Origin of the sequence: Pseudomonas sp. SWRI92 (genome assembly GCF_014268685.1) — a bacterium.
Lineage (GTDB): Bacteria > Pseudomonadota > Gammaproteobacteria > Pseudomonadales > Pseudomonadaceae > Aquipseudomonas > Aquipseudomonas marvdashtae.
The window spans coordinates 51,511-71,629 of the sequence record NZ_JABWQY010000017.1 but is presented as its reverse complement, the minus strand read 5'-3'; the positions used below and the strand labels follow the sequence as shown (position 1 = coordinate 71,629).

The 20,119-nt window shown below is 61.2% G+C and carries 18 protein-coding genes; 6 read left to right on the top strand and 12 right to left on the bottom strand.

Annotation, left to right across the window (positions count from 1 at the left end; all coding sequences use genetic code 11):
- Window positions 1-99: 99 nt before the first annotated feature.
- Both HU762_RS21905 and HU762_RS21900 read left to right on the top strand, forming a co-directional pair.
- A complete protein-coding gene (locus HU762_RS21905; RefSeq protein ID WP_186614396.1) occupies window positions 100-702 on the top strand; it encodes a Yip1 family protein in 603 nt (200 codons plus the stop codon).
- A 157-nt stretch (window positions 703-859) separates the two neighbouring features.
- A complete protein-coding gene (locus HU762_RS21900; protein ID WP_186614394.1) occupies window positions 860-1,354 on the top strand; it encodes a SprT family zinc-dependent metalloprotease in 495 nt (164 codons plus the stop codon).
- A gap of 32 nt (window positions 1,355-1,386) precedes the next feature.
- Here HU762_RS21900 and HU762_RS21895 read toward each other — a convergent pair whose 3' ends face one another.
- Window positions 1,387-2,568 carry a CaiB/BaiF CoA-transferase family protein gene (locus HU762_RS21895; protein WP_186640569.1) on the bottom strand — a complete coding sequence of 394 codons (1,182 nt, stop codon included), beginning with the start codon at window positions 2,566-2,568 and terminating at the stop codon, window positions 1,387-1,389.
- A gap of 313 nt (window positions 2,569-2,881) precedes the next feature.
- Window positions 2,882-4,234, bottom strand: coding sequence for a dicarboxylate/amino acid:cation symporter (locus HU762_RS21890; RefSeq protein ID WP_186640567.1), 1,353 nt, complete (start codon window positions 4,232-4,234; stop codon window positions 2,882-2,884).
- A gap of 335 nt (window positions 4,235-4,569) precedes the next feature.
- On the opposite strand from HU762_RS21890, the gene HU762_RS21885 reads away from it, so the two are divergent.
- Window positions 4,570-5,568: an AraC family transcriptional regulator gene (locus HU762_RS21885; protein ID WP_186640565.1), complete on the top strand. Its 999-nt coding sequence runs from the start codon at window positions 4,570-4,572 to the stop codon at window positions 5,566-5,568.
- 10 nt (window positions 5,569-5,578) lie between these two features.
- Here HU762_RS21885 and HU762_RS21880 read toward each other — a convergent pair whose 3' ends face one another.
- The 3 genes from HU762_RS21880 to HU762_RS21870 all read right to left on the bottom strand — a co-directional run bounded on the left by HU762_RS21880 (window position 5,579) and on the right by HU762_RS21870 (window position 8,295).
- Window positions 5,579-6,925 (bottom strand): ATP-binding protein, encoded by a 1,347-nt coding sequence (locus HU762_RS21880; protein ID WP_186640564.1) that lies wholly within the window; start codon window positions 6,923-6,925, stop codon window positions 5,579-5,581.
- The gene (locus HU762_RS21875; RefSeq protein ID WP_025215075.1) at window positions 6,922-7,599 is read right to left on the bottom strand and encodes a response regulator; all 678 of its coding nucleotides are present in this window, start codon (window positions 7,597-7,599) and stop codon (window positions 6,922-6,924) included. Before HU762_RS21875 ends, HU762_RS21880 begins: the two co-directional genes overlap by 4 nt.
- 96 nt (window positions 7,600-7,695) lie before the next feature.
- A complete protein-coding gene (locus HU762_RS21870; RefSeq protein ID WP_186640562.1) occupies window positions 7,696-8,295 on the bottom strand; it encodes a hypothetical protein in 600 nt (199 codons plus the stop codon).
- Between the two features lie 142 nt (window positions 8,296-8,437).
- Here HU762_RS21870 and HU762_RS21865 point away from each other — a divergent pair, with 142 nt between their 5' ends.
- Both HU762_RS21865 and HU762_RS21860 read left to right on the top strand, forming a co-directional pair.
- Complete coding sequence (locus tag HU762_RS21865; protein ID WP_186640561.1) at window positions 8,438-9,226, top strand: dienelactone hydrolase family protein; 789 nt, start codon at window positions 8,438-8,440, stop codon at window positions 9,224-9,226.
- Between the two features lie 112 nt (window positions 9,227-9,338).
- Window positions 9,339-10,064, top strand: a complete 726-nt coding sequence (locus HU762_RS21860; protein ID WP_202883649.1) for a 4'-phosphopantetheinyl transferase superfamily protein — start codon at window positions 9,339-9,341, stop codon at window positions 10,062-10,064.
- 16 nt (window positions 10,065-10,080) lie between these two features.
- Here HU762_RS21860 and HU762_RS21855 read toward each other — a convergent pair whose 3' ends face one another.
- Together HU762_RS21855 and HU762_RS21850 are read right to left on the bottom strand one after the other, a co-directional pair.
- The gene (locus HU762_RS21855; protein ID WP_186640557.1) at window positions 10,081-11,691 is read right to left on the bottom strand and encodes an ATP-binding protein; all 1,611 of its coding nucleotides are present in this window, start codon (window positions 11,689-11,691) and stop codon (window positions 10,081-10,083) included.
- Window positions 11,688-12,410: a response regulator transcription factor gene (locus HU762_RS21850; protein WP_186640555.1), complete on the bottom strand. Its 723-nt coding sequence runs from the start codon at window positions 12,408-12,410 to the stop codon at window positions 11,688-11,690. Before HU762_RS21850 ends, HU762_RS21855 begins: the two co-directional genes overlap by 4 nt.
- A gap of 883 nt (window positions 12,411-13,293) precedes the next feature.
- On the opposite strand from HU762_RS21850, the gene HU762_RS21845 reads away from it, so the two are divergent.
- Window positions 13,294-16,185 (top strand): ribonucleoside-diphosphate reductase subunit alpha, encoded by a 2,892-nt coding sequence (locus HU762_RS21845; protein ID WP_186640554.1) that lies wholly within the window; start codon window positions 13,294-13,296, stop codon window positions 16,183-16,185.
- A 286-nt stretch (window positions 16,186-16,471) separates the two neighbouring features.
- Here the strand turns inward: HU762_RS21845 and flgE are convergent, their stop codons facing one another.
- The 5 genes from flgE to HU762_RS21820 form a co-directional block, all read right to left on the bottom strand.
- On the bottom strand, window positions 16,472-17,770 hold the full coding sequence (flgE, locus tag HU762_RS21840; RefSeq protein WP_186640552.1) for a flagellar hook protein FlgE: 1,299 nt from the start codon (window positions 17,768-17,770) through the stop codon (window positions 16,472-16,474).
- A 28-nt stretch (window positions 17,771-17,798) separates the two neighbouring features.
- Entirely contained in the window at window positions 17,799-18,521 is a 723-nt protein-coding gene (flgD, locus tag HU762_RS21835) for a flagellar hook assembly protein FlgD (protein WP_186640550.1), read from the bottom strand.
- 15 nt (window positions 18,522-18,536) lie between these two features.
- Window positions 18,537-18,980: a flagellar basal body rod protein FlgC gene (flgC, locus tag HU762_RS21830; RefSeq protein WP_186615025.1), complete on the bottom strand. Its 444-nt coding sequence runs from the start codon at window positions 18,978-18,980 to the stop codon at window positions 18,537-18,539.
- Window positions 18,981-18,983: 3 nt separating this feature from the next.
- Entirely contained in the window at window positions 18,984-19,391 is a 408-nt protein-coding gene (flgB, locus tag HU762_RS21825) for a flagellar basal body rod protein FlgB (RefSeq protein ID WP_186615027.1), read from the bottom strand.
- Window positions 19,392-19,677: 286 nt separating this feature from the next.
- Entirely contained in the window at window positions 19,678-20,079 is a 402-nt protein-coding gene (locus tag HU762_RS21820; RefSeq protein ID WP_186640548.1) for a hypothetical protein, read from the bottom strand.
- Window positions 20,080-20,119: the final 40 nt, after the last annotated feature.

The window sequence follows — 20,119 nt, the reverse complement described above, 5'->3', positions numbered from 1 at the left end:
CATAAGGTCGCACACACTTACAGACCTTCACTTACCCGGCCATTTGGCCCGTAGGCGCTCCGTTGGGGGGCGATGGCAATAACAAAGGAGTGACTGACTATGATCCATCATGTCGTGGGGCTCTTTACCCACCCTGGTCAAGAATGGAAGGAAATCCGTGGCGATCAGGAGGAAAGCATCAGCCACATGTACCTCACCCACACGCTGATCCTGGCGGCGATCCCCGCCGTATCGGCGTTCATCGGCACCACGCAGGTGGGATGGGTCATCGGCAATCGTCCACCGGTCATGCTCACCCAGGAAAGCGCGCTGTGGATGACCGTCATGTCGTACCTGGCCATGTTGGGCGGCGTGGCGGTGATGGGCGCCTTCATCCACTGGATGGCCCGCACCTACGACGCCAACCCGAGCCTGGCCCGTTGCGTCGCGTTCGCCACTTACACCGCGACGCCCCTGTTCATCGGCGGCCTGGCAGCACTCTATCCGCATATGTGGCTGGGGATGATCGTCGGCACTGCAGCGATCTGCTACACGGTCTACCTGTTGTACGTGGGCTTGCCGACGTTCATGAACATTCCCCAGGATGAAGGCTTTCTGTTTTCCAGTTCGGTGCTCGCCGTCGGCCTGGTCGTGCTGGTAGCCATCATGGCGTTCACGGTGATTGTCTGGGGGCTGGGCGTTGGTCCGGTCTATACCAACTGAAGATTTGAAGCTCTTCCATAAAAAAGAATCTGCCAACACAGGCCGCCGCAAGGCGGCCTTTCTGCGTCCGGAACTGCCGAAACGACCATTGGGCGCCTGGGCGATTCGCAACGGCGGACGCTTGCGGCATACTCGGCTTTCTGGAGACCCGTAAAGCATGCTCGAGCAACTCAATACCCGCGTCGAAGAGTGTTACCAACAAGCCGAATCCTTTTTCAAACGTCCTTTCAAGCGCCCGGTCGTCAGCCTCAAATTGCGCGGCCAGAAGGCCGGCGTCGCGCACCTGCATGAAAACCTGCTGCGCTTCAATCCACAGTTGTATCGGGAAAACGCCGAGGATTTCCTCAAACAGACGGTCGCCCATGAAGTCGCGCACCTGATCGCCCACCAATTGTTCGGCGACCGCATCCAGGCCCACGGCGAAGAATGGCAATTGATCATGCGCGGGGTCTACGAACTGCCGCCCAACCGCTGCCACACCTATGAGATCAAGCGCCGCACCGCCACCCGCTACATCTACAAATGCCCTTGCGACGGCAGCGATTTCCCGTTCACGGCCCAGCGCCACAGCCTGGTACGCCAGGGGCGGCGGTATTTGTGCCGAAGCTGTCGCAATACCTTGGTGTTCAGTGGGGAGACCAGGGTGGAATAGCGGGCTTGCTCGCGAAGGGGCCCAAAAGGGCATTACAAAATCACCTTGGCACCCCGCAATTGAGCGATCCGCTCAACACTGAACCCCAACGCACCCAATACCTGATCCGTATGCGCCCCCAGTCTCGCCCCTATATGCCGAGACTCGGGCAACCCTGCGGAAAACTTCAACGGACAGGCCATCTGCGCTTGAGTCGCCCCCTCCCCACGGGGCACTTGTGTCACCAGCTCCCGAGCCTGTAACTGCGGATGCCGCACAGCTTCTTCCAGGCTCAGCACCGGTTCGACGCAAGCATCGACGCCTGCAAACAAGCTGCACAGCTCGGCAAAGTCATGTTTCTCGAACTCGGCTTGAAGTTGCTGCTTGAGCTTCTGCTGCTCCGCAGGTTCAGGCGCCAGCCCCAAGGCCGCCAGCTCCGGCCGTCCCAAGGCGTCGCACAGCGCCTGCATGAAGGCCGGTTCCAGACTGCCCACCGACATCCAGCGACCATCGCGGGTGCGGTAATAGTCATAGAAGCTGCCGCCGTTGAGCATCTGCTCCTCCCATCCCGGTTCCACACCGCAGGCCAGGTAACCGGCACCGGCCATGGCGTTGAGGCTGAACACACAGTCGGTCATGCTCACGTCCACGTGCTGGCCCTGCCCGGTCTGCTGACGGGCAATGACCGCCGCCAACAGCCCGATCACCCCGTGCAACGAACCACCGGCAATGTCCGCCGCCTGGATGCCCAGCGGTAACGGCCCGCTGTCGGCCCGGCCGGTGTGGCTGGCCAGCCCCGCCAGGGCCAGGTAATTGATGTCATGGCCGGCGCGGTCCTTATAGGGCCCGGTCTGGCCGTAGCCGGTGATCGACACGTAGATCAGCCGTGGATTGATGGCTTTCAAGGCCTCGTAGCCCAGGCCCAGCCGCTCCATCACGCCGGGGCGGAACTGTTCCAGCAGGATGTCGTAGTCCCCCAGCAACCGCGTGACCACCTCCAACGCTTCCGGCTGCTTGAGGTCCAGGGCCAGGCTGCGCTTGTTGCGGTTGAGGTAGGCATGGCTGGCCGATACGCCTTGGTCATGGGGCGGCAGTATCCGCAGCAGGTCCTGACGGGTCGGCGATTCGATGCGCAACACCTCCGCCCCCATGTCCGCCAGCAACAGTGAGGCGAACGGGCCGGGCAGCAGGGTCGAGAAATCCAGAACCTTGAGCGATGCCAGTGGGCCTTGCATGGAAGAACTCCGAGGGGATGATGGTTGAAGACTAGGCAGGAGTGGGCGGCGGGGCAATTACCGCAGGTGCTACTTCGAATGACGATTGTGCTCACGACTGGCACGGAATCTTATATTTGTGGCGAGGGGATTTATCCCCGTTGGGCTGCGAAGCGGCCCCAGGATTCATCTGCCACCTAGTGTGTCAGACCAGACGCAGGGGGCTGCTGCGCAACCCAGCGGGGATAAATCCCCTCGCCACAAAAAGCATGTCCGTCTTGAAATTGAGCGCAAAAAAACCCGCCGAAGCGGGTTTTTCATTGCAGCCTGAAGATTACCTTACAGTGCCGGGAGCAGAGGATTCAGCCGCTGCAATCTGCGCCGCCGCGATCTGCTCGTCATCTTCACGAACATCGGAAATACCGCGACCACCGGAAGCCAGCTCGGTCTGCAACTGGTCTTCGTCCAGTTCATTGACCCACTTGGCAACCACGATCGTGGCAACGGCGTTGCCCACCAGATTGGTCAGGGCGCGGGCTTCGGACATGAAGCGGTCGATACCCAGGATCAGCGCCAGGCCAGCCACCGGCAAGGTGCCCACGGCCGACAGGGTGGCCGCCAGTACGATGAAGCCGCTACCGGTCACGCCAGCCGCACCTTTGGACGACAGCAACAGCACCAGCAGCAGGGTGATCTGGTGAGTCAGGTCCATTGGGGTGTCGGTGGCCTGGGCGATGAACACCGCCGCCATGGTCAGGTAGATCGAAGTACCGTCGAGGTTGAACGAGTAGCCAGTCGGGATGACCAGGCCTACGACAGACTTCTTGGCACCCAGGCGTTCCATCTTGATCAGCATGCGCGGCAGGGCCGATTCCGACGAGGAAGTACCCAGCACGATCAGCAGTTCTTCACGGATGTAGCGGATCAGCTTGACGACGCTGAAGCCGTGGGCGCGGCAGATGGCACCCAATACCACCAGCACGAACACCACGCAGGTGATGTAGAAGCAGATCATCAGCTGGCCCAGTTGCACCAGCGAACCGACACCGTAGGCGCCGATGGTGAAGGCCATGGCACCGAACGCACCGATTGGCGCCAGCTTCATGATCATGTTGATGATGATGAACATCACGTGGGCGAAGCGATCGATGAAGTCCAGCACCGGCTTGCCGTAGGCACCCAGGCGATGCAGGGCGAAACCGAAGAGCACCGAGAACATCAGCACTTGCAGGATATCGCCGTTAGCGAACGCACCGACGATGGTGTTCGGGATCACGTTGAGGATGAAGGCGATGATGCTCTGGTCTTTACTGGCATTGATGAAACCGGCGATCTTGCTGGTGTCCAGGGTCGATACGTCGATGTGCATGCCGGCGCCCGGTTGCACGACGTTGACCACGACCAGGCCGATCAGCAAGGCAAGGGTGGAAACGATTTCGAAGTACAGCAGCGCATAGCCGCCGGTCTTGCCCACCGATTTCATGTTCTGCATGCCGCCGATGCCGCTGACGACGGTACAGAAGATGATCGGGGCGATGACCATCTTGATCAGTTTGATGAACCCGTCACCGAAGGGCTTGAGGGCAACGCCGGTCTGCGGGTAGAAGTGGCCGAGCAAAATGCCGATGGCAATGGCTACGATCACCTGGAAATACAGGGATTTGTACAGTGGCTGACGAGTCGTCATGGCAAAACCTTCCTCAAGAGTCCCGTGTGACAACATCCGCCTGTTGTCCACGGCACCTCAATTGCGAACCCTCCTGCACTGGAGGGATTTGTTTTTGTCGGCTGCACGCTGCAGACCTGCGTACTGCATCGCAAGGCGCGTGCCATTTTTGCGAAACGCCCTACAAGCGCCATTGCAGACGGTGTTTGTGTATTTCTGAAGGATTGAACACAAGCCTAAACGTGGCGGATATCCGCCAACCCACCGCTTACCACTCCTGGATTTGGCGGATATCCGCCTTGTCGAGCCTGAAGTCCCTGCTAACATCGCCTCGCTTAACGGACGGATCAGTGCCCATGCGCCAACGCACCATCGCCAGTCACTTCGCCCGTGCAGCCCTCGGTGGCGCACGCCGGCAAGGTTTCGACTGCCTTCCCCTGCTGCAACAGCTGGGCATCAGCCCCGAGCTGCTGGACGAACCGCGTGCGCGCATCGCGCCAGAGCAATTCGCCCGCCTGTTGCAGGCGCTGTGGTTGGCGCTGGAGGATGAATATCTGGGATTCGGCCGGGTGACGAGTAAACCCGGGACGTTTGCCATGATGTGTCACACGTTGATCCACTGTCGGACGCTGGGCAAAGCCCTGCAACGCGGTTTGTTGTTCTACAGCCTGTTTGCCGACGCCCCGCGCCTGACGCTGGAAGCTGAAGGAGACCGGGTACGGTTGAGCCTGGATGAGTCGACGCTGCGTGACCCCGAGCATTTCCTGGCCGAAAGCCTGCTGGTCATCTGGCATCGCCTCGGCAGTTGGCTGATCGGCCAGCGGATCGGTCTGGAACAGGCGACGTTCAGCTATGCCAAGCCGCCCCACGGCGCCGAATACGACCTGCTGTTCCCCTGCCCGCTGGTGTTCGAGGCGCAACGCAGCAGCCTGTTGTTTCATGGCCGCTACCTGGAGATGCTGCTGCTGCAGGACGAGCGAACCCTCAAGCGTTTTCTCGAACGCTCCCCCGCTGACCTGCTGTCACGCCCGGACGATGGCCACAGCCTGACCAGCCAATTGCGCCGCCTGCTCAGCCGTGACACGGCGCGCTGGCCGGACCTGGACAGCGTCGCCGCGCATTTGCACATCAGCGCCCAGACGCTGCGCCGGCACCTTCGCGAGGAAGGCACCAGCTTCCAGGAGCTCAAGGATCAGCTGCGGCGGGATATCGCCATCTACCATTTGGGAAGGGCCGATCTGTCGTTGCAGCAGATTGCCGAACAGCTCGGGTTTTCCGAGCCATCGGCGTTTCACCGGGCGTTCAAGAAGTGGACGGGGGTGACGCCGGGGGCTTATCGGGAGCTGGAAAATTGATTTTTTAGTTTCAAGCCATCGGAAAATGAATCCGAAACGCCGCCCCACCCAGCTCTGAATCACCCAGGGCCAATTTCGCGTCATAGCTTTCAATGATGTCCTTGACCACTGCCAGGCCAATCCCCTGCCCCGGATGCTGGCGATCCAGCCTTTCGCCACGCTCAAGGATCCGCGCACGCTGGTCCGGCGGCACGCCCGGACCATCATCCTCGATACTCAACTCCGTACCGCCGAGGGTCTGGTGCACGCTGACCCGCACCACCCCCAGGCATAGCCGATAGGCGTTTTCCAACAGATTGCCGAGCATTTCCAGCAGCGCGCCCTGTTCGATGGGCACCTGGCAGTGCTCCGGCAGGTCGAATTCGACGTGCACGCGCTTGTCGCGGTACACCTTGTCGAGCGTGTCGCACAGGCTTTGCAGGACGGGGCGCAAGCGCACCTGGTGGCGCACCAGGCCGCTTTTGCGCAGGCTGGCACGCTGCAACTGATAGCCGATCTGTTGGCTCATGCGTTCGATCTGGGTCTGCAGCACCCAGGCCTGGCCACGGTCCTCGGGGCGCCGGGCCATGTCTTCGCTGACACCTTGCAACACCGCCAGCGGTGTTTTCAGGCTGTGGGCCAGATCATCGAGGGAATCGCGATAACGGCTGCGCTGCTCGCGCTCGCTGTGCAGCAGGCGATTTAGGGAGCCGGTCAAGCGCAACAGCTCCCGAGGGTGCGCAGTGCTGAGGCTTTCGCGGGTGCCGGCTTCGATTTCATCGAGTTCCTGGCTCAGGCGCCGCAGGGCTCGCAAGCCCCAGGTCAGGCCGATCCACAAAAGCGCCAGCAGCACCGCCAGTGCGGCGCCGAACCCCAGGTAGAGGTTTTCCCGCAGGCCTTGCAGGGTCAGCTCATAATCATGCACCGGCTGCAGGGTGACGATACTGAACGCGGCGCTCTGGCCGCCCAGCAACTTGACCTCGACGTCGTAGACGAAGAACTCCTGGCCGTTGTCCTCGCGGATACGCGCGAACTGGTTGCCCTGCCCGTCATAGCGCGGCGTGTAATTGATGTGTTCTTCCTGGGTCGCCTTCGAACGCCAGACCAAGCGCCCCTCGCGATCATAGATGTAGCCCAGCAGGCGAGCATCGGCGAGGTTGAATCGCTCGTCGGGCAACTGCGTGGGCATCTTCAATCGATTGTTATCCACCCGGGCGGCGGAAATCAGCGTGGTCACGTCCGAGGCCAGGCGTTGTTCGATCGACTCCTGCAAGGCCAGGCTGAACGCGCCTTGCATCGCCGGCAGCAACGCCAGCATGAACAGCGCTGACAGCGTCATCGCGGCCAGCATCAGCCGCAGCCGCAGCGAACGAATCACTGGCAGCGCTCGTTGAACAGATAACCCAGGCCACGCACGGTATCGATCGGTTTAAAGCCGGCCGGCGCTTCGAGTTTGCGACGCAGGCGTCCTACCAATACTTCGATGACATTCGGGTCGCGCTCATCGTCGTCCGGGTAGAGTTGTTCCATCAGGCGGTCCTTGGCGACGACTTGCTGGTGATGGCGCATCAGGTATTCAAGGATGCGGTATTCGTAGGCCGTCAAGGCCAACGGCTCGTCGCCCAGGGACGCCTGCTTGCGGTTGAGGTCCAGCAACAGCGGACCGGCGACGATGGTGGACTGGGTAAAGCCGCTGGAGCGACGCAGCAGGGCATTGAGCCGCGCTTCCAACTCTTCGAACTGAAACGGCTTGACCACGTAGTCGTCGGCCCCGGCGGCCAGGCCTTCGACTTTGTCCTGCCAGTTGCCGCGGGCAGTCAGGATCAGGATCGGAAAGGTCTTGTCCTGTGAACGCAGCCGACGAATCAGTTCCAGGCCGCTGATGCCCGGCAGGCCCAGGTCGATCACCGCCAGGTCATGATTGAACTCGCGCACCTGGTACAAGGCTTCTTCGGCATTGGCCACGGCCTGCACCACGTGGCCGCTGTCGGTGAGACGGGTTTGCAAGTGATGACGCAACAACGCTTCGTCTTCGACAACCAGTAGTTTCATGAACCGCTCCCAGGCCAATCAAAACAGCCAATTTCAAACAAAAGGCGCCGGATCGGCTCGGGCCGATCCGGCTGGACATGCTCATTCCCAGGCGGCCTAGAACGTGTAGTTGGCGGACAGGTAGGTCTGGGCGCTGCTGGTCAAGTCCAGCGAACCGACTTTGTTACCGCCGTGCGGGCTCATCTCGGTGCTCGCATTGCTGCGCAGGTAACGGTACCCGAGTTCCACCGAGGTGTTTTGCGAAATTTGTTGCAATACGCCCCCTTGCAGGCCGACGGCATAGCCGATGTCGGTGTCGCGGCTGAAGCCTGGGGAATCCTGGGTCAGCTTGGTCAGGCCCGCCGTGCCGCCACCAAACAGTTTAGTGCTGCTGGTGACCGGATAGAACAGGTCGTAGCTGCCCAGCAGGTTTTCCTGGCGCAACTTGATGCCGTTGTGGCTGCCCGAGACGTTATCGTAGGTGGCGTAGTAGCGACCCTGGTCGTTTTGCCGGCCCAGGCGCAGGCCATAGGTGCTGTCCTTGGCGATGATACCGTCGGCGTTGGGGTTGTTCAGCGCGCTGTTCAAGGCGTTGGATTTCTTGACCTTGTCGCTGGTCTGGCCGAGCGTCAGGCTGGCAAAGTTATCGTCGGCGTGAGCCAGGGCGCTGGCACTCAGAACGGTGAAGGCCAACAGCAGTTTTTTCATATGAGTCATGATCAGGTTCCTTTTGAAGCCGTGGTTGTGTGAAGTCGCAGCCACGTTATCCAATGGTCCCTGAACCCCTCTTGAACGTTCTCTGAACCTGGGCTGAATGAATCGGCTAGTCTGTCCCAACAACTTTTTAAGGAGATCCATCATGCGCAGGTTGCTTGCTGTTGTACTTCTGGCCTTGAGCGGCGCAAGCCACGCCGCCATCCAGACCCAGGAGATCCCCTACACCAGTGCCGACGGCACGAAGCTGATCGGTTACTACGCCTATGACGACGCGGTCAAAGGCCCGCGCCCCGGCGTGGCGTTGGTGCATGAGTGGTGGGGGCTGAACGATTACGCCAAGCGCCGCGCCCGTGACCTCGCTGGGCTTGGCTACAGCGCCCTGGCCATCGACATGTACGGCGACGGCAAGAACACCGAGCACCCCAAGGACGCCATGGCCTTCATGCAGGCGGCGCTCAAGGACGGCAAGGCGGCCAGTGCGCGCTTCCAGGCCGGGCTCGACCTGTTGAAGAAACAACCCCAGACCGACCCGGACAAAATCGCCGCCATCGGTTACTGCTTCGGCGGCAAGGTGGTGCTGGACGCAGCGCGCCAGGGCCTGCCGCTGGCCGGCGTGGTGAGTTTCCACGGTGCCCTGGTCACCAATACCCCGGCGACGCCTGGCAGCGTCAAGGCCAAGATCCTGGTGGAACACGGCGCGCTGGACAGCATGGTCACCGGCGACAACGTGACCGCGTTCAAGAGCGAGATGGACAAGGCCGGCGCCGACTATAAATTCGTCAGCCTCGACGGCGCCAAGCACGGCTTCAGCAACCCGGACGCCGACCGCCTGAGCCACGGCGAACATGGCGGGCCGGACATCGGCTACAACAAGGCGGCCGATGAGAAGTCGTGGGCGGATATGCAGAAGTTCTTCAAAAAAGTTTTCTAGCAGATACCCTCCTGTGGCGAGGGGATTTATCCCCTCGCCACAAAAGCCAGCCATACCCATACAAACGTCACGCCACTACCCAGCCTCAAGCCAACCCGGCAAAATGCCCGGCATGAACCGACTCCCCGCCCTGCCCGCCTGCTGTTCGCCTCTGGATGAACACTGGCTGCTGCCCGACGCCTTGCCCGATACGGTGCTGGTCAGCACTCGCTTCAATCCACTGTTGCTCGTCGCTGACGATTTTCCCAACAGCGCCATCGAGCCGCCGGCGAGCATCCAGCGCTCGGTGGCCAAGCGGCAGGCGGAGTTCCTCGCCGGGCGAGTCTGCGCCCGAGCGGCCTTGCTGCGCCTTGACGGCCAAGCCTGCGTGCCGCCCATCGGCGAAGATCGCGCGCCCGTGTGGCCGGCCCATGTCAGCGGCTCGATCACCCACAGCACAGGCCGGGCGGCGGCGATTGTCGCGCAAAAACAACATTGGCAAGGGCTGGGCATGGATCTGGAAAACCTGCTCGACCCTGAGCGCGCCGAGCGCCTGGCCGGTGAAATCCTAACGCCCCCCGAGCTGCTGCGCCTGGCCACTGCCTCGCGAGATGACCGGGCGCTGCTGGTGACCCTGACCTTTTCCATGAAGGAAAGCCTGTTCAAAGCGCTGTACCCGATCGTCAGGCAGCGTTTTTACTTCGAACACGCTGAGGTCCTGGAGTGGGCGCACGATGGGCACGTGCGATTGCGCTTGTTGATCGACCTGTCGCCCGAGTGGCGTCATGGCAGTGAGCTGCACGGACAATTTGCTGTGAAGAATGGGCAATTGCTGAGTCTGGTGGGGATCAAGGCCTGAGATTGGGCCCCATCCCTCAAGACCGGTCCTGGTGCCTCGGCCAACTCAAGCTGAAACAGGCTCCTGCGAGGCTTTTGCTCCTACTGATCAACGCCCGGCCGTCATGCCAGTGGATGATCCGCCGCACGATCGACAGCCCCAATCCGTGGCCGCCCGACGCCCGCGCACGGCTGTCGTCCAGGCGCAGGAACGGCTTGAACACCCGTTCCCATGCCGCCTCCGGCACACCCGGCCCATCATCTTCGACGTCGACGCGGCAGCGCAGCTGCCCCACCTGGTAACTCACTGTGACCCGCGATTTGGCATGGCGCATGGCATTGCCCACCAGATTCTGCAAGGCACGATGCAGGAACCGCGGCTCGGCCTCGACCCAGGCACCATCGCAATCAGCGGCGGACAGGCACAGGCCGCGCTCTACGGTAATCCCGACGCGCAAGGGGCCTAGTTCTTCGATGACCTGATTGACCAAAGCATCCAGGTCCACTCGCTGAAAATTCAACGCCGGCGATCCTTGTTCCAGTCGGGCGTAGGTCAACATTTCATCCACCAGCCGGTCCAGATCTTCGATGTCGTGGTCCATGCCCGCCAGGTACTTGTCCCGGGCCTCGGGCGTGCTGGCGCTGCCGAGCATTTCCAGGCCGAAACGCAGGCGTGCCACCGGCGTGCGCAACTCATGGGAGACCGCGCGCACCAGTTCTCGCTGGATCGCCAGCAATTGCTGCAAATGCTCGGCCATGCCGTTGAACGCAGCGGCCAGGCGCCCCACCGAGTCGGCGCCCCGGGCGGGGACGCGGGTCTCCAGGCTGCCCTGGGCGATTTGAGTGGCGGCCGACTCGAGGCCGCGCAGGCGTCGCTCCAACTGGCGCACCAATAGATAGACGATCAAACCGATCAGGCTCAGCCCCAACGCGGCGATCAGCACCAGCCATTCGGGCGGGTACGGATTCATTTGGTACAACGGGCCGATCTCCAGAACCCACGGCGTGCCGACCATCCCGGCAAAGACCCGGATCGAGTCACCGCCCTTGCCCAGCGCCATCACCGTATCGCCCTCCGACACTCGCCGACGCTGATCGTCGTCCATGTCCGCCTGCTCGACCTTCATCAGCCGCAGGTCGAAACCGAAACCTTTCTCCTGCTTCAGTTGCGCGAGCCGTCCGGGCTGCTCGGCCACCGGGTAACGCACCAGTTCATCGGCCAGCAGATAGATAGTCGCCCGGGCCAGTTGCTCGCTGATCTGGCGAACCTCGCCCACCAGCGTCAACTGTTCACCATCACTGACCAGCCGATAGACCTTCGCCGCGTGCGGGCCGGTCTGCTCCACCAGGGCTTGACCGCGCAGCACGCGGGTGCGCTGCCCCAGGTCGAGGTCGGTCTGATTGAAAGTCCTCAGCTCCAGCGGAATGCCCAACAGGCGTTCCCACACCGCCAGCGCCCGGCGACGCTCGGTGTCGTTCATCGGCCGCAGGTTATCGGCCATCAGGGAAAACGTGCCATGGGCCAGGCGCTCGCGGTATTGCTCGCCACGCGTCTGGTTGAGCAGATGCAGGGCCAGCACGCCAAGCACCGCCACCAGCACCAGTGCCGCGCACATGCCACCGTAGATGCGCAGGAAAATCGAGTTCACGAAGCCGCGTCTACGCAGGCTTCGGGGACGAACAGGTAGCCTTTGCTGCGAATGGTCTTGATCAGCCGTGGATGCTCGGGGTCGTCGCCGATCTTGGGGCGGATGCGCGAGATACGCACATCGATCGAGCGGTCCTGGCCGTCGTAGCCGATGCCGCGCAGGGCGGTGAAGATCTCTTCACGGGACAGGATGCGCCCGGCGTTGGACACCAGTAGCCAGAGCAGGTCGAATTCGGCGCTGGTCAGTTCGATACCGTTGCCCTGCAACCAGGCTTCGCGCAAGGCGTTGTCCACCACCAACGGACCGAACTCCAGGCGCCGCTGTTTCTGCGGCACGGACGGCTCCGGCTCGCTGCGGCGCAACAACGCCTGGATGCGCGCCAATAGCAGACGCGGGCGCACCGGCTTGCAGACGTAGTCGTCGGCGCCCAGGTCCAGGCCCTGGATCTGATCGGTGTCATCGGAACGGGCGGTGAGTATCAGGATGGGTCCGTCATACTGCTCGCGCACTTTGCGGCAGATACTCAGGCCATCTTCGCCGGGCAACATGAGGTCGAGGATCACCAAGTCCGGCTGCTCGCTGATAATCCGCTGCGCCGCCACCGCGCCGTTGCCTTCGATGGCGACGCGCAGGCCGTTGCTTTCCAGGTATTCGCGGGTCAGTTCGGCCAGACGCTGGTCATCCTCGACGATCAATATCTGCCAGGCTTCTTGTTCCACGTGGGGCCTCGTCTTGTTGTAGATATAAAAAGAAGGATCAGCACAAAACCCTGTGGCGAGGGGATTTATCCCCGCTGGGCTACGCAGTGGCCCCAATTGGATAGCTATGGTGTGTCAGACAGTATGCAGGGGGCCGCTTCGCGACCCAGCGGGGATAAATCCCCTCGCCACAACGGTGCCCGCTTGAAACCCAGATCCTCCCGTCTTTTTGTCATATCAAAGGAGGATAAACACGCCCATGCACCGGCCGATTGTATAAACGCCGGCTGTACAGAAAACAAGCGGACAAATGCGTTCGGTCGGGCTGGATTTGTGTGATACCGTCCGCGCCCGAAAAAACCCCTGGCTGTTTTCAAGTCGTCAAAATCGACGAAAAAAGCCGCGCTCCAGCAAGGTCGCGGCCTACAGAGCAGTTCCACGTTTCGCACACAAATTACGCACAGGCTTATCCACAGGTAGCACGTTGATTCATCCCCCAAAACGCATTATCTTGTAGCCCGCCGCGCAAAAAACCCTACATGTAGGGTTTCAGGCCAAAAACCAAACACAAGTTGGATAGAGAATTCAAGCGCTTTTCTTGCCTCTGTCTTGCTGCAACACAACAGTTTTCCCAAGTCCAGACCGCCCCTGCGGATGGCGACTGTTTCAGGGTCTGGAACGACCGAAACGGTACGGGTGTTGCAGTCCTTTGCTGCCACCCCTGCAAACCCGGTTTCGAGCCCAGGCTCGCGACCCAAGAACTTCGGATGGAAGCGGCGCCACAGGCCCGTTTCCTACTGTCCCGAAGTTGTTATACCCGGCGCCAGTCGGTTGTAGTGCTTCAGGACGGAACGGTGGGCACCGTGATGGTGCCCAAATAAACATAGAGAACGTGGAGACACCCATGCACACCGACACAACTCGCGAGAACCCGCAGGGCACCGCGCCGCTGGCCGCCGATTCGAACCCGGATCTGTCCGCCACCGCGCCTGGCCAGCTGCGCGTGATCAAGCGTAACGGGACTGTCGTTCCTTATACCGATGACAAGATCACCGTCGCCATCACCAAAGCGTTTCTCGCAGTTGAGGGCGGCACCGCTGCCGCTTCGTCGCGAATCCATGACACCGTGGCCCGCCTGACCGAGCAAGTCACCGCGACCTTCAAGCGTCGCATGCCTTCGGGCGGCACCATCCACATCGAAGAAATCCAGGACCAGGTCGAACTGGCCCTGATGCGTGCCGGCGAGCAGAAAGTCGCTCGCGACTACGTGATCTACCGTGACTCGCGCGCCAAGGAACGTGCTATCCGCACCCCGGCCGACGCACCGGTCCAGGCTCACCCTTCGATCCGCATCGCCCGCGCCGACGGCAGCCTGGCGCCGCTGGACATGGGTCGCCTGAACACTATCGTCACCGAAGCCTGCGAAGGCCTGGAAGAAGTCGACGGCGACCTGATCCAGCGCGAAACCCTGAAGAACCTCTATGACGGCGTCGCGCTCAAGGACGTCAACACCGCCCTGGTGATGACCGCGCGGACCCTGGTGGAACGCGAGCCGAACTACTCGTTCGTCACTGCCCGCCTGCTGATGGACACCTTGCGCGCCGAAGGCCTGAGCTTCCTGGAAGTCGCCGAGAGCGCGACCCACCACGAAATGGTCGACCTGTACGCCAAGGCCCTGCCGGCCTACGTCGCCAAAGGTATCGAGTTCGAATTGCTGAACCCTGTCCTGGCCGAGTTCGACCTGGAAAAACTCGGCAAGGCGATCAACCACGAGCGCGACCAGCAGTTCACCTACCTGGGCCTGCAAACCCTCTACGACCGTTACTTCATCCACAAGGATGGCATCCGTTTCGAACTGCCGCAGATATTCTTCATGCGCGTGGCCATGGGCCTGGCGATCGAAGAGAAGCAGCGCGAAGACCGTGCGATCGAGTTCTACAACCTGTTGTCGTCGTTCGACTACATGGCGTCGACCCCGACCCTGTTCAACGCCGGCACCCTGCGTCCGCAGCTGTCGAGCTGCTACCTGACCACCGTTCCGGATGACCTGTCGGGCATCTACGGCGCGATCCACGACAACGCCATGTTGTCGAAATTCGCCGGCGGCCTGGGCAACGACTGGACTCCGGTTCGCGCATTGGGCTCGTACATCAAGGGCACCAACGGCAAATCCCAGGGCGTCGTGCCGTTCCTCAAAGTGGTCAACGACACCGCCGTAGCGGTCAACCAGGGCGGCAAGCGCAAGGGCGCGGTCTGTGCCTACCTGGAAACCTGGCACATGGACATCGAAGAGTTCATCGAGCTGCGCAAGAACACCGGTGATGATCGTCGTCGTACCCACGACATGAACACCGCCAACTGGATCCCGGACCTGTTCATGAAGCGCGTCTTCGATGACGGCAAGTGGACCCTGTTCTCGCCATCCGAAGTGCCGGACCTGCACGACCTGACCGGCAAGGCCTTCGAAGAGCGCTACGAGTACTACGAAGCCCTGACCGAGTACAACAAGATCAAGCTGTTCAAAGTCGTACAGGCCAAAGACCTGTGGCGCAAGATGCTGTCGATGCTGTTCGAAACCGGCCACCCATGGCTGACCTTCAAGGACCCGTGCAACCTGCGCAGCCCGCAGCAGCACGTGGGCGTGGTCCACAGCTCGAACCTGTGCACCGAGATCACCCTGAACACCAACAAGGACGAGATTGCGGTCTGCAACCTGGGCTCGATCAACCTGCCGAACCACATCAAGGACGGCAAGCTGGACAACGCCAAGCTGCAACGCACCGTGAACACCGCCGTGCGCATGCTCGACAACGTGATCGACATCAACTACTACTCGGTGCCGCAAGCGAAGAACTCCAACTTCAAGCACCGTCCGGTCGGCCTGGGCATCATGGGCTTCCAGGACGCGCTGTACCTGCAGCACATCCCGTACGGTTCGGACGCTGCCGTCGAGTTCGCCGACAAGTCCATGGAAGCGGTCAGCTACTACGCGATCCAGGCTTCCTGCGACCTGGCCGACGAGCGTGGCGCCTACGAGACGTTCCAGGGTTCGCTGTGGTCCCAGGGCATCCTGCCGCTGGACTCGCAACAGATCCTGATCGCCCAGCGCGGCCAGAAGTACATCGATGTCGACCTGAACGAATCCCTGGACTGGGCACCGGTTCGCGCCCGTGTACAGAAAGGTATCCGTAACTCCAACATCATGGCCATCGCACCGACCGCGACCATCGCCAACATCACCGGCGTGTCGCAATCGATCGAACCGACCTATCAGAACCTGTACGTGAAATCGAACCTGTCGGGCGAATTCACCGTGATCAACCCGTACCTGGTTCGCGACCTCAAGGCTCGCGGCCTGTGGGACTCGGTCATGATCAACGACCTGAAGTACTACGACGGTTCGGTGCAGCAGATCGAACGCATCCCGCAGGAGCTCAAGGAGCTCTACGCTACTGCGTTCGAAGTGGACACCAAGTGGATCGTCGACGCCGCCAGCCGTCGCCAGAAGTGGATCGACCAGGCCCAGTCGCTGAACCTGTACATTGCCGGCGCCTCGGGCAAGAAGCTCGACGTGACCTACCGCATGGCCTGGTACCGTGGTCTGAAAACCACTTACTACCTCCGTGCCCTGGCCGCCACCAGCACCGAGAAGTCGACCATCAACACCGGCAAGCTGAACGCGGTTTCCAGCGGCGGCAACCACGGTGACGATTCGGTCCTGGCTGCTCCAGCCGGACCTGCGCCAGTGCCAAAGGCCTGCGCCATCGACGAGCCGGATTGCGAAGCTTGCCAATAAGCTGAGCGGGTAGGCGCTGCAAGGCGCCTGCTGAAGAAGCCTCCGATAGACCGCTGGTTTATCGGGGGTTTTCTTTTGCCTGGAGAAAGCCAGAGCCTGGACTTGATCGTTCCTACGCTCTGCGTGGGAATGCATCCCGTGACGCTCTGCGTCCCCCTTCAGAGACGGAACGCGGAGCGTCCGTGGCGGCATTCCCACGCAGAGCATGGGAACGATCGAATAGCCGCTCACAAAAAAGCCCCTCTTGCGAGGGGCTCTTCATGCAGCCTTCAAGCAACCAGCGTTATCAAGCCATCTGAATGATGGTCTGCATGATGGTGCTCTGGGTGGAGATGGTCTTGGCGTTCGCCTGGTAGTTGCTTTGTGCCTTGATCAGCTCGACCAGTTCGTTGGTCAGGTTGACGTTGGACTCTTCCAGGGAGTTGGAGACGATCGAGCCCAAGGTGCCGGTTTGCGGAGCATCGTAGCCCGGGATACCCGAAGCGAATGTTTCCTTCCAGCTGGTGCCGCCTACCGGCTGCAGGCCTTGCTCGTTGGTGAAGCTGGCGAGCGCGAGCTGGCCGATCGGCTTGGTCTGGTTGTTGCTGAAGTTGGCCAGCAATACACCGCTGCCGTCGATGGTCAGGTTAGTGATCTGGCCAGTGGCGTAGCCGTTCTGGGCCGGGATCGAACGTGCGGTGTCGGCGTTGAACTGGGTGGTGGTGCCCATGGAGATCGTGATGGTCGGTGCACTCGCGGCGCCGTTGGCGGTCCATGTCCCGTTGGTCACGGTGCCAGGAACCCAACCAGTCAATACCAGATCGCTATTGACCGTCGCTGGCGGAGTGGTGACCGTGGTCAACTTGCCGTTCGCATCGAAGTTCATGGTCGACGGAACAGGCGCGGTCGCACCGGTCGTGGTTGGCAAGCTACCGTTGAGGTTGCGGCCGTCGATCAAGGTATAGACGTTCCAGGTGTTGGAGCCCGTCTTGACCATGTACTGGTCCATGGAGTGCTGGTTACCCTGGCTATCATAGACCGGGGTAGTGAACTGCTTGGTGAACGTGGCCGTGTCGGTCGGATTGAACGCGGCGGTGATCGGCGTCGCCGTGGAGTTCAGGTTGATCGTCGACGAAACCAGGCTGGTGGCGCTCGGCGGCAGGTTCGAGGTGTCGATGCGCAGGTCGGTCAGGATACCGTTCTGGATCTTGCCGTTGGCATCCACGCCATAACCCTGCAAGCGTGCAGTGCCATCGCTGTTGGTGACGTAGCCTTCCTTGTCGGTCTTGAAGGTACCGGCACGGGTGTAGCTCAGCGAGCCGTCGTTGCTCAGGACAAAAAAGCCCTGGCCCTGGATACCCATGTCCAACACGTTGCCGGTGTTGTTCACGTCACCCTGGCCGAACTGTTGGGAAACGTTGGCCAGGCGCACGCCGTTGCCGACGGTCTTGGAGCCCGAACCCAGCTTGGTGGCCGAGTAGACATCTTCGAATTCCGCACGGGACGATTTGAAACCGGTGGTCGCCACGTTGGCGATGTTGTTGCCGGTCACGTCCAGCTGTTTGTTGGCAGCATAGAGACCGCTAAGGCCGATGTTAAAAGACATGTTGACTCCTTTTGCCGGTTAGTCGGCTCTACATACCAATAGTTTGTACTTTGGACAGGGCAATGCTGCCCAGCCCGGCCAGGTTGAGCATCAGCTCACCGCCCGTCTGGCTGATCGTTACGCTGCTGACCGTGGCCGGCAGGTTGGTGATCAGCGACGTGGCCTTGCCATCGATGGTGGTCGATGCCGCGAAGGTGTACGTGCCCGACTCGACGGTCGCGCCCGCATCGTTCTTGCCATCCCAGATGAACGCCGAGTTGCCGGCGTTCTGGCTGCCCAGGTCGATGGTGCGGACGGTCTTGCCGTCCTTGTCCACGATCTTGACGGCGACGGAGGACACCGATGCCGGTACCACCACCGTGCCGTTGAGGCTCTTGGAGGTATCGACCACGGCCTTGTCACCGGGCGCGATGACCGAGCGACCGACCAGCGACGAAGCCTGCAAGGCCTGGGACGAGTTGTAGTTGCCGGCGATGCCGCTCACGGTTTGGTTGAGGGTGGTGATGCCTTCCAGGCTGCTGAATTGAGCCAGCTGGGCAACGAACTCACCGTTGTCCTGAGGCTCCAGCGGGTTCTGGTTTTTCAGCTGGGTCACGAGCAGTTGCAGGAACGCATCCTTGCCCAGCTCTTTCTTGCCGGCGGCAGCGGTGGTCGCCGCACCCAGGCCATCGGTCGTGGTGTTGGTCTTGACCGAGGAGTTGGCCAGAATCTCGTTGAGGCTCAAACCGCTGGTGGTGTTGGTGACGCTCATGTGAATCGCCCCTTATCACTGACCGAGGGTCAGGACCTTCTGCATCATGGTTTTGGCGGTGTTCATCATTTCGACGTTGGTCTGGAACGAACGACTGGCGGAAATCATGTCGGCCATTTCTTCGACGACGTTGACGTTCGGGTAATAGACATAACCCTTGGCGTCCGCGGCCGGATGGTTTGGTTCATAACGAGCGTCGAGGTTGCTCTGGTCTTCGACCACGCCAAGCACCTGTACGCCCTGCCCGGCTGCGTCCTGGTCCTGGAACAGCGAGTCGCTGCCGCCAGACTGGCCGCCCTGGAACATGGTGGCGAAGACCGGGTGACGGGCGCGGTAGGTCTGGTCGATGCTCGACGAAACAGTCTCGGCGTTGGCGATGTTACTGGCGACGGTGTTCAGGCGAGTGGTCTGGGCACTCATGGCACTGCCGGCGATGTTGAATACGCTCGCGATCGACATGGCTTACTCTCCACGCAGGGCTGATACCAGCCCTTTGAATTTACTGTTGAGCAGGGTGAAGCTGGCCTGGAAGTTCACGGAGTTTTCCGCGTAGTTGGACTGTTCCAGTTGAGCGTCCACGGTGTTCTGGTCGATCGACGGCTGCATCGGCGTGCGGTACATCAGCGATTCGTCGCCACTGCCCAGGCCTTCGGCTTCGATATGACGGTTGTTGGTCATGTTCAAGGCGAAGTGGCCGTTCTTGGTCTTTTCGTTCTGCTCGGCGAGCACCTTGGAGAAGTCCAGGTCACGCGCCTTGTAGTTCGGGGTGTCGGCGTTGGCGATGTTGTTGGCCAGGACTTCGGCACGCTGGGCGCGGAAGCTCAGGGCCTGTTCGTGGATACCGAGCGCTTTATCGAAGCTGATGCTCATGTCGGAAACCTTTGGGTGACCAGAAATGTACTTACGATGGCTTTAGCAAGCGTCGTGCCATGTGCAGAAAGCCCCGTAAACCGGGGCTTTGCGGGATATCGGCACGACGGCAATGCCAGAAAAGCGGCAATCGGCTTCCGCTGGCTGCCGCTTTTCTGCCGCTTTTAGCCAGTAGTCTTCGAACAAACGGGCGAGCGGCAATAGAGGGAGTGGTACCTGGGCACATATAAAAAGCGCACGTATAAAAAAAGCGGCGCTCAATGCGCCGCTTTATGCTGCCATTCTGTCAGCGATGGCCGCCCCGCCCATCATGACCGCCGCGTCCCCGGTGATCGCGTCCGCGATCACGACCGCCTCGACCACCGCGATCGTCGTTCCAGCCGCCCCGATCACGGCCATCCCAGCCGCCCCGGTGTGGATAAGGTCGGTACGCTGCTCGCGGGGGCGAGTAATAACGAGGCCCATGCTGGTAATAACGCGGTGCCGAGTAATAACGTGGTGCCGGCTGATAGTACCGTGGCGCGTAGTAGCCACGTGGGGCCGAATAATAACTCCCGCCACCGTAATAGACCGGCGCTGGCGAGGTGTAGACCTCGGAACGGTAATAGTTCGAACCTCCTCCCTCGTAAGGCACGCAGGCTGAAAGAGATAAACCGAGAAACGCAATGAACAGCAGTCGTCGATACATGGCGGCCTCCTGGACCGCGAATGGGCCACGTCAGCGACGC

Excerpts from the sequence above, each read along its gene's own strand:
- HU762_RS21820 (WP_186640548.1), bottom strand. The coding sequence starts at position 20,079 with ATGTATCGACGACTGCTGTTCATTGCGTTTCTCGGTTTATCTCTTTCA.
- HU762_RS21870 (WP_186640562.1), bottom strand. The coding sequence starts at position 8,295 with ATGACTCATATGAAAAAACTGCTGTTGGCCTTCACCGTTCTGAGTGCC.
- HU762_RS21860 (WP_202883649.1), top strand. The coding sequence starts at position 9,339 with ATGAACCGACTCCCCGCCCTGCCCGCCTGCTGTTCGCCTCTGGATGAA.
- flgC (WP_186615025.1), bottom strand. The coding sequence starts at position 18,980 with ATGTCGATCGCGAGCGTATTCAACATCGCCGGCAGTGCCATGAGTGCC.
- HU762_RS21875 (WP_025215075.1), bottom strand. The coding sequence starts at position 7,599 with ATGAAACTACTGGTTGTCGAAGACGAAGCGTTGTTGCGTCATCACTTG.
- HU762_RS21885 (WP_186640565.1), top strand. The coding sequence starts at position 4,570 with ATGCGCCAACGCACCATCGCCAGTCACTTCGCCCGTGCAGCCCTCGGT.
- HU762_RS21905 (WP_186614396.1), top strand. The coding sequence starts at position 100 with ATGATCCATCATGTCGTGGGGCTCTTTACCCACCCTGGTCAAGAATGG.
- flgB (WP_186615027.1), bottom strand. The coding sequence starts at position 19,391 with ATGAGCATCAGCTTCGATAAAGCGCTCGGTATCCACGAACAGGCCCTG.
- HU762_RS21890 (WP_186640567.1), bottom strand. The coding sequence starts at position 4,234 with ATGACGACTCGTCAGCCACTGTACAAATCCCTGTATTTCCAGGTGATC.
- HU762_RS21845 (WP_186640554.1), top strand. The coding sequence starts at position 13,294 with ATGCACACCGACACAACTCGCGAGAACCCGCAGGGCACCGCGCCGCTG.
- HU762_RS21900 (WP_186614394.1), top strand. The coding sequence starts at position 860 with ATGCTCGAGCAACTCAATACCCGCGTCGAAGAGTGTTACCAACAAGCC.
- flgD (WP_186640550.1), bottom strand. The coding sequence starts at position 18,521 with ATGAGCGTCACCAACACCACCAGCGGTTTGAGCCTCAACGAGATTCTG.
- HU762_RS21865 (WP_186640561.1), top strand. The coding sequence starts at position 8,438 with ATGCGCAGGTTGCTTGCTGTTGTACTTCTGGCCTTGAGCGGCGCAAGC.
- flgE (WP_186640552.1), bottom strand. The coding sequence starts at position 17,770 with ATGTCTTTTAACATCGGCCTTAGCGGTCTCTATGCTGCCAACAAACAG.
- HU762_RS21895 (WP_186640569.1), bottom strand. The coding sequence starts at position 2,568 with ATGCAAGGCCCACTGGCATCGCTCAAGGTTCTGGATTTCTCGACCCTG.